The sequence below is a fragment of the Massilia pinisoli genome, assembly GCF_024753285.1.
Classification (GTDB): Bacteria; Pseudomonadota; Gammaproteobacteria; order Burkholderiales; family Burkholderiaceae_D; genus Telluria; species Telluria pinisoli.
Genome location: NZ_JANUGW010000023.1, coordinates 96,648 through 103,589, shown reverse-complemented (window position 1 = coordinate 103,589; position 6,942 = coordinate 96,648). Strand labels below are relative to the sequence as shown.

Below are 6,942 nucleotides of genomic sequence, written 5' to 3'. Positions count from 1 at the left end.
ACCTCCTGCTCAGATCGTCAACCCCGTCTTACCCCGTTCCCCGCGAAGAACCAAAAAAAAGCCCGCACTCGGCGGGCTGAATCTATTTTCTTGGAGGAAGATAGAGGAGACAGGACGGAGTATGCGGCTGAGCTAGACATCAGTCCAATTGTCATTTCACATATCGATCATGCAGCAATCGCATAACACTGAAGAGTGACTGCGCCGCTTGCAATAATTGGTGATAATTCAACGTATTGACCGGGCCTACAATGACGGCTGCCGTGCGGCAACGCACGTGTTCGCACAACACATCGACCGGTCCATGAACAATCCTTTCGCCGCGCTGCCCTGGCGCCGCCTTGCCCGTCCCCTGTCCATCCTCTGCATGCTGGTCCCGCTGACGCAAGCGCATGCGCGCAACGTCGCCGACCTCATCGACAAGAACTGGATCGAAATCGACAGCCCGAATTTCAGGGTCGTCACGGAACAGCCGGAAGACGTCGCGCGCAGGATGATCGTCGACCTGGAAAACCTGCGCTACATCTCGAACCGTGTGCGGGGCGCGCAATCGCTGGACGGGCCGCCGCTGACGATCGTCGCCATGGGCAAGAGCAGCTTCTCGACGCTGGGCCTGCCCGAGGACTGGGCCGGTGTCTTCACCATATCGGCGCGCAACGGCTACGCGGCGCTGGCGCGGATCGACAATTACGCCAAGTCGGCGGACAAAAGCGACGATTCGCGCGCGATCATCCTGCACGAGTACCACCACTTCCTGCTGCATTACTCGCCCGAGACGACGTCGTATCCGACGTGGTATGACGAAGGCATGTCCGAATATTGGTCCTCGCTCGTCGTCCAGGACGGCATGGCCTGGTTCGGCCGTCCGGGGGAAGGCGGCGGGCGCGAGGCCTGGCTGTTCGACGAGACGGACCGCGCCAACTTCGACACCAAATGGCTATTCAACTCGCCCAAGCTGACATTCGACGACACCTGGGGCAGCAGCGTGGAGGTCGCGCGCTTCTACGCGCGGGCGAAATACGCCATCCATTACTTCAATTCGAGTCCCGAACTGCGCCGCCAGCTGGCCCATTATCTGCGCCTGCACAATATGGGCTTGTCGCAGCACCAGGCCGTCCGCATCGCCTTCGGGAAGTCGTACACGGAGCTCGACAACGACCTGCGCACCTACGTCAAGCGCCGCGTGACGGTACGCGGCTTTTCCACCGGCAAGGATGGCCTGGCCCTGCCGCAAGTCGCCGTCAAGGTCAGCAAGCTCGACCGTTCGGCCACGTATGCCGTCCTGGCCGACGTGCTTCCCCGTTTCGGCAAACTCGACGGCAACGTTGCGAAAGACCTGATCGAAACGAACCTCAAGCTGCACCCGGACGACGTGAAGGCCAACACGATCGCCGCGGGGCGTAACTTGCTCGACGATCCGGGCGCCCGGCTGGCCGCGCTGCAGAAACAGTATCCGAACGATGCGGGCCTGCTCGCCGTGCGCGCCGAGGGCTACCGCGGGGCCGCGGCCGCCAAATACGAGACGGGCGCGCCCGGCTGGGAGCCGCTGGCCCAGGAAGCGCGCACGATGTTCCGGCGCGCGATCCAGCTGGATCCCGGCCAGCCCCTCGCCTACTACGGCCTGGGCGACCTCTACACGATGCTGCCGGAAACCGAGCCGCCCGAGGAAGGCATCGCCGGCCTGGACACGGCGGTCATCTACGAGCCGCGGCCCAAGGCTTTCCGCGCGCTGGCGCACCTCTACCTGCGCGACAAGCAATTGCACAAGGCACTCGAGAGCATGCGCAGCGCCGTCGCCTTCGACACGCGGGGAGAGAATCCGGCCGACGCCCTGGTGATGGAAAACCTGGAAATCGTCGTCGACATGAACAGCGTGCCGACGCCGGACGGCAAGGGCTTGCGCTACGAGAGCGGTGCCGTCTACGAAGGCACGGTGGAAGACGGCAAACCGCACGGCAAGGGCAAATGGTCGCGCCCCGACGGCAGCTATTACGAAGGCGAATTCGTCCACGGCCTGCCCGCGGGCCACGGCAGACTGGTGTGCGAACGGGGTGTCGCCTACGAGGGTGACTTCGTCGCCGGCATGGCGCAAGGCCGCGGGCACGTCACGTTCCCCGCGGCGAGCAAGATGGTGTCGTACGACGGCGGCGTCAAGGACGCCGTGCCCGACGGCGCCGGCGTCCTCGTGACGAAGGAAGGACGCCTCGAGACCACGTTCACGCGAGGCAATGCCGACGGCACCGGCACCTTCGTGCCCGCGCACGGCACCGGCCCCATCACCGGGAAATGGATCCACGGCGAATTCCAATGGCCGGCTGCGGACGCCATCGTCTTCACGGGCGGCATCGACGACGAAGGCCGGCGCCGCGGGATGGGCTGGTGCCAGTCGACCGCATCGAAACAGATCGACGCCTGCCGCTACAAGGGCGATCGCAAGGTCGCGGTCTACGAGAACGACGACGATTGAACCATACACATTCGAAAGGAAACCCCATGAAGTTTGCCGTCCAAGCCGTGCTGGGCGTGTCGCTCCTCGCCGCCTTCCCCGCATTCGCCGCCACGCCGGCGCCGGCCACGATGACCGCGGCCCCCACGCCCGCGCACGTGAAGGCCGTGCAGGACCTGCTGGGCGCGATGGAAGTCGACAAGGTGTTACGAGGCGTCGCGTCGCGCAGCCGCTACCCGACCGAGGCGCAGCGCAAGGCCGTGTTTGCCAAGCTCGACAAGACACCACCCTCCGAGGTCTGCCAGCGCCTGGCGCCGCAACTGGCGCATTTCATCTCGGCCGACACGGCCGTCGAGATGACCCGTTTCTATCGCACGCCGTACGGCCGGCAAGTCATCCACGACAAGTACAACAGCCGCGCGCAGATCATCATGCCCGGGATGACGGCGGCCGTGCCTGCCGAAGAGAAAAATGAGCGCAAGCGGCCGGCGTATGTGCGGGCGAGCAAGGAGCTGGCGGATGCGCAGCCCATGGTCGAGCATGAGGCGTTCAAGCTGCTGCAGGTGATCGATCGGGAAAAGCGGTGACGTGGAGCGGCCGATGCGACGACCACGGGGTGGCATGAGAATGTTGGCTTTATCTTGGAACAAAAAAATGACTTTAAAATATTTCTTTGCACTGGCCGTCGGCCTGGCTCTCGGTACCTCAGCCCTCGCACAAGAGGCCGCCTGGCGGGATGTGCATGGCCAACCGGTGCCCGAAACGGAAGCGCGCCGCTCGATCAATGGACTCGCTGGTTTCTTGCTCGTTACGCCCGATGCAGACTGGCGCGAAAAATGGGACACGCCCGCAAATACGGTACCGCACTTCAACGAAGCAAAGACCGTTGAACGCGGCCAGCAAGTTTTCGTGCTGATTTTCTTTTCAAATCCGAAGAAGGGCGTGGATGGCCGCGCCGACTTGACATGCGATCTGGACGCCGTACGACCGGACGGCAGCGTATCGTCGCATCAAGAAAATGCGGTTTGTTATCAAGGCGAGTTGCGGGGCGACGCATACGCTACGTATCTCGCTGTCCCTGTGATCGGGTTCACGGGTGACCCGGACGACCCCGCGGGTACATGGACCGTACGTGTCTCACTGAAGGACAATTTGAGCAAAACTGTGCTACCGCTCAAAACATCTTTCACTCTGAAATGAGCGGTGTTACAAGCAGCAATTCGACAGCGCGCGACTTTGGCGAGGAAATCGCGATGAGTTGGGACGTGTCAGTCCAACTGTTTGGGAAGGAATACGAGTCCATTGCCGACATTCCCGACACCGAACGATGCGTAGAGCTTGGAAGTCATGTCGACAGCCGTGAGAGAGCACACTATCGCTTTCGCTGCGCGGAAAGGCCTTCCGCTCAGCGTCCGACACGCGACTGAAAATACGTGCTGCCCCTTCCCCTTCAGTACACCCGCTCGACCTTCAGCCCCTTCGCGCGCAAGAAATTCGGCACGCTGTCCTTGCCGATCAGATGCATGAGTCCGACTGCCGCCATCGTCGTCTTTTCACGCGTCAGCAGACCGTCGAGTTTGTCCGCCATCGGCCCGTTGCGCTCGGTCAGAAGGCGCCGCTGCATGATCTGCGACGACAGTCGCTGGTCGTTTTCAAATTTGAGCGCCAGCGCGTCGAGCGCGGCGTGATCGGCCTTGGCCCAGCCGTCGGTCAGCGCCCGCACGTCCTCTTTCGATTCGCCTGAATCCATCGATTCGAGAGTTTCATCCAATATCGTCCACTGATCGGCCGCGGACAGGTGGTCGAACACGTCGAGTTGGCTCTCGACCGTCTCCAGGCCGATGACCTTGATATTCTGGCCATGCGCCAGCTTGGCCAAGTGCGCATCGACGCCGAGGTCCGGTCGATAACCGAGCTTGGCATATTCGACCACTGCCAGCGTCATCACCAGCATCCAGGGCTTGAGCTTGGTCGGCAACGTGGCCGGCGCGCCCACCGCCTCCAGATGGCGCGTCAGGCGCGGCCCGAGCGCAGGCGGCATCGCGGCGACGATGGCGGGCGTGGTTGTCGCGACGCGCTGGACTGCGGCGGCCAGCTCCGCACTCTGCTCGGTCGGGTCGATTTCCAGCGCCAGCGTGCTGGACGCGGCCAGGGCCCGGGTAACGCTCTCGTCGAGTGGGAAAAATTCGGGCAGTCCCATGTGGATGGTGCCGAACAGATACATCGTATGGTCGTGGCCTGTGACCTTGAACAGTGCGCCGCGCTCAACCGCCCAGGCCGGATCGGCCAGCAGACTGAACGCAGCAAGGAGAATCACAATCATCCGACGGGCCATCAGTATTTCCTTGCATAAGAATTAGCTATTTAAATTTTATCTGCCCATTTTCCGTTCGGCTATTTACTCTTGACAATATTCGCTCTGACGCCCAAGTCCTGACAGACCGTGACTTTTTGCGTCAAGCAATTTGATATGCTGAGGAGCCGCCGCATCCACGTATCCACCGTTGATCCAGCCATCGTTCCGCAACCTTTGCTTACAATCATTACATCATCCGCCGTCGTCCCGCCGCGCCGCCCAACCGTTATCTCCCCAAGCGATGCACTGAAGCATCGCCACCAACCGAGGAGAACGACACCATGAAAACCGCATTCGTATTGGCCGCAGGGCTGTTGTCCGTCATCAGCGCAACCGCCTTCGCGCAAAACGGCGCCGTCGATCAGGTCCTGGCCGACAACGCGGCCATCCGGCACGATACGCACGACATCCGGGCCGACCGCAGGGACATTCACCACGACAGCGCCAGCATTGCCGCCGAAAAGCGCGACATCGCCCACGACAAGCATGTGGTCACCATGGAAAAACGGGACGCGCGCCACGACCAGCGCGTGGAAGACGCCCTTGTGGCCAAAGGCGACCTGAAGGACGCGCGCAAGCTGGACCGCGCGCGCCGGCACGAGCTCAATGAAGCGAAGATCGCCGCGCGCGACGTGCGCCACGATCGCCGCGAGATCTCGGCCGAGCGCACCGAACGCGCGCATGACAAGGCGGCACTGGCCGACGAACGCGCAGAGCGCCGGGCCGAAGTCGCCAAGCGCAATCACGACGCCGCGCACATCCACTGACCCGACGCGTGACGGCGCGGGGGCGTGGCGGACGCGGCGTTACACCATCTCGGCGAAGCCGATGCGGTCCGTCGTCGCGGCGCGCGCGTCGTCGACGCCGACCACGTGCGCGGCCAGCAGCGCTTCGAGCACGCTGTTCATCGTGTGGCAGCCGGGGCCGCGTCCCGCGTTCATGTGCGCGCGGATGGCGCCCAGGTCACCCTCCTCGATCATCGCCGCGACGGCCGGGTTGATGGTCAAACACTCCGTCGCGAGGTGGTAGCGGTTGCCCTGCTTCGACGGCAGCAGCGCCTGACACAGCACGCCGCGCAGCGCGTGCGCGAGCGCCTGGCCTTGCGCTTCCGAATTGCCCAGCAGCCGGAGCATCTTCTGCAGACCCAGCTCCGTCGAGCGCGCGTGCAGGGTGGCCAGCACGAGCGGGCCCGATTCGGCCAGCGCCAGCGCTTCCTGCGCGGTCTGCGCGTCGCGGATCTCGCCGATGACGATGACGTCCGGCCGCTCGCGCAACGCGTCCAGCGCGCCGAGATAATAACTTTCGACGTCGCCGTCGACGCCCACCTCGCGCTGCGTGATGATGCACTTGCGCTGCGGGATCAGGGTCTCGACGGGGTCTTCGATCGTGATGATGTGGCCCGAGCGCTGCTTGTTGATTTCGTCGAGCATCGACGCGATCGTCGTCGACTTGCCCTGGCAGGTGTCGCCGATGATCAGGACGAGGCCGCTCGTCAGGCGCGCGAACTCGCGCTCGTCCTCGTGCAGGCCGAGCGTGTCCAGCGCCAGCGGTTCCTTCGGGAAGCGGCGGATCACGCAACCGAGGCGCTTCTTGCCCTGGAAACTGAAGCAGTTCGCGCGGATGCGGGCCGTGTGCAGGTCGATCGAGCGGTCGAACGCGCGGTCGGCGATGCGCTCGGACCAGTTCGGCTCGATGACGTCGAAGAACTCTTCCAGCTCTTCCTTCGTGATCGGCGAATCCGTCACCGCGACGAGGCCTTTCGGCTGGCGCAGCATCAGCGGACTGTTCTGGTGAATGATGATGTCCGAAAACACCAGCTTCGAATTCAGCAGGTGCAGGATCTGCTCGACCAGGGTGCCGAACACCGGATGGTCTTCGTTTTCGATATACGACAGGATGGGAATCTGCGAGGACTGGTGGTGTTCCATCATGCTTCGATTGGGAAACGAGAGCTCGGCTGAGCGATCCTTCATTATAAAACCGGCATCCTGTCAAAATTCCAACTGGAAAGATATTTTTTCTAGAGCCAAGGTTCGAAACGTGCCTTGGCCGCCACATCAGCCCGTTTTCCTGCGGAGTGTTAGCGCTATACATTTTCGTGTTAGCATTTTCCAAAACATCGGCACCATGCCGGAATAAC

The 6,942-nt window shown here is 62.8% G+C and carries 6 protein-coding genes; 4 read left to right on the top strand and 2 right to left on the bottom strand.

Going from position 1 to position 6,942, the window contains the following annotated elements; translation table 11 throughout:
• Window positions 1–304 precede the first annotated feature (304 nt).
• From NX784_RS24135 to NX784_RS24125, 3 genes are read left to right on the top strand one after another with little or no spacing between them, the layout of a single operon-like run.
• Entirely contained in the window at window positions 305–2,467 is a 2,163-nt protein-coding gene (locus NX784_RS24135) for a hypothetical protein (RefSeq protein WP_258819223.1), read from the top strand.
• Between the two features lie 26 nt (window positions 2,468–2,493).
• A complete protein-coding gene (locus NX784_RS24130; protein ID WP_258819222.1) occupies window positions 2,494–3,033 on the top strand; it encodes a hypothetical protein in 540 nt (179 codons plus the stop codon).
• Between the two features lie 40 nt (window positions 3,034–3,073).
• On the top strand, window positions 3,074–3,646 hold the full coding sequence (locus tag NX784_RS24125; RefSeq protein WP_258819221.1) for a hypothetical protein: 573 nt from the start codon (window positions 3,074–3,076) through the stop codon (window positions 3,644–3,646).
• Window positions 3,647–3,896: 250 nt separating this feature from the next.
• Here NX784_RS24125 and NX784_RS24120 read toward each other — a convergent pair whose 3' ends face one another.
• Complete coding sequence (locus NX784_RS24120) at window positions 3,897–4,781, bottom strand: TraB/GumN family protein (protein WP_258819220.1); 885 nt, start codon at window positions 4,779–4,781, stop codon at window positions 3,897–3,899.
• Between the two features lie 335 nt (window positions 4,782–5,116).
• Between NX784_RS24120 and NX784_RS24115 the strand changes: the two genes are divergently transcribed.
• Complete coding sequence (locus NX784_RS24115) at window positions 5,117–5,569, top strand: hypothetical protein (RefSeq protein ID WP_258819219.1); 453 nt, start codon at window positions 5,117–5,119, stop codon at window positions 5,567–5,569.
• Between the two features lie 39 nt (window positions 5,570–5,608).
• On the opposite strand, the gene NX784_RS24110 is transcribed toward NX784_RS24115, so the two are convergent.
• Window positions 5,609–6,730 (bottom strand): type IV pilus twitching motility protein PilT, encoded by a 1,122-nt coding sequence (locus tag NX784_RS24110; RefSeq protein ID WP_258819228.1) that lies wholly within the window; start codon window positions 6,728–6,730, stop codon window positions 5,609–5,611.
• Window positions 6,731–6,942 lie beyond the last annotated feature (212 nt).

Excerpts from the sequence above, each read along its gene's own strand:
- NX784_RS24120 (WP_258819220.1), bottom strand. The coding sequence starts at position 4,781 with ATGGCCCGTCGGATGATTGTGATTCTCCTTGCTGCGTTCAGTCTGCTG.
- NX784_RS24110 (WP_258819228.1), bottom strand. The coding sequence starts at position 6,730 with ATGGAACACCACCAGTCCTCGCAGATTCCCATCCTGTCGTATATCGAA.
- NX784_RS24125 (WP_258819221.1), top strand. The coding sequence starts at position 3,074 with ATGTTGGCTTTATCTTGGAACAAAAAAATGACTTTAAAATATTTCTTT.
- NX784_RS24135 (WP_258819223.1), top strand. The coding sequence starts at position 305 with ATGAACAATCCTTTCGCCGCGCTGCCCTGGCGCCGCCTTGCCCGTCCC.
- NX784_RS24130 (WP_258819222.1), top strand. The coding sequence starts at position 2,494 with ATGAAGTTTGCCGTCCAAGCCGTGCTGGGCGTGTCGCTCCTCGCCGCC.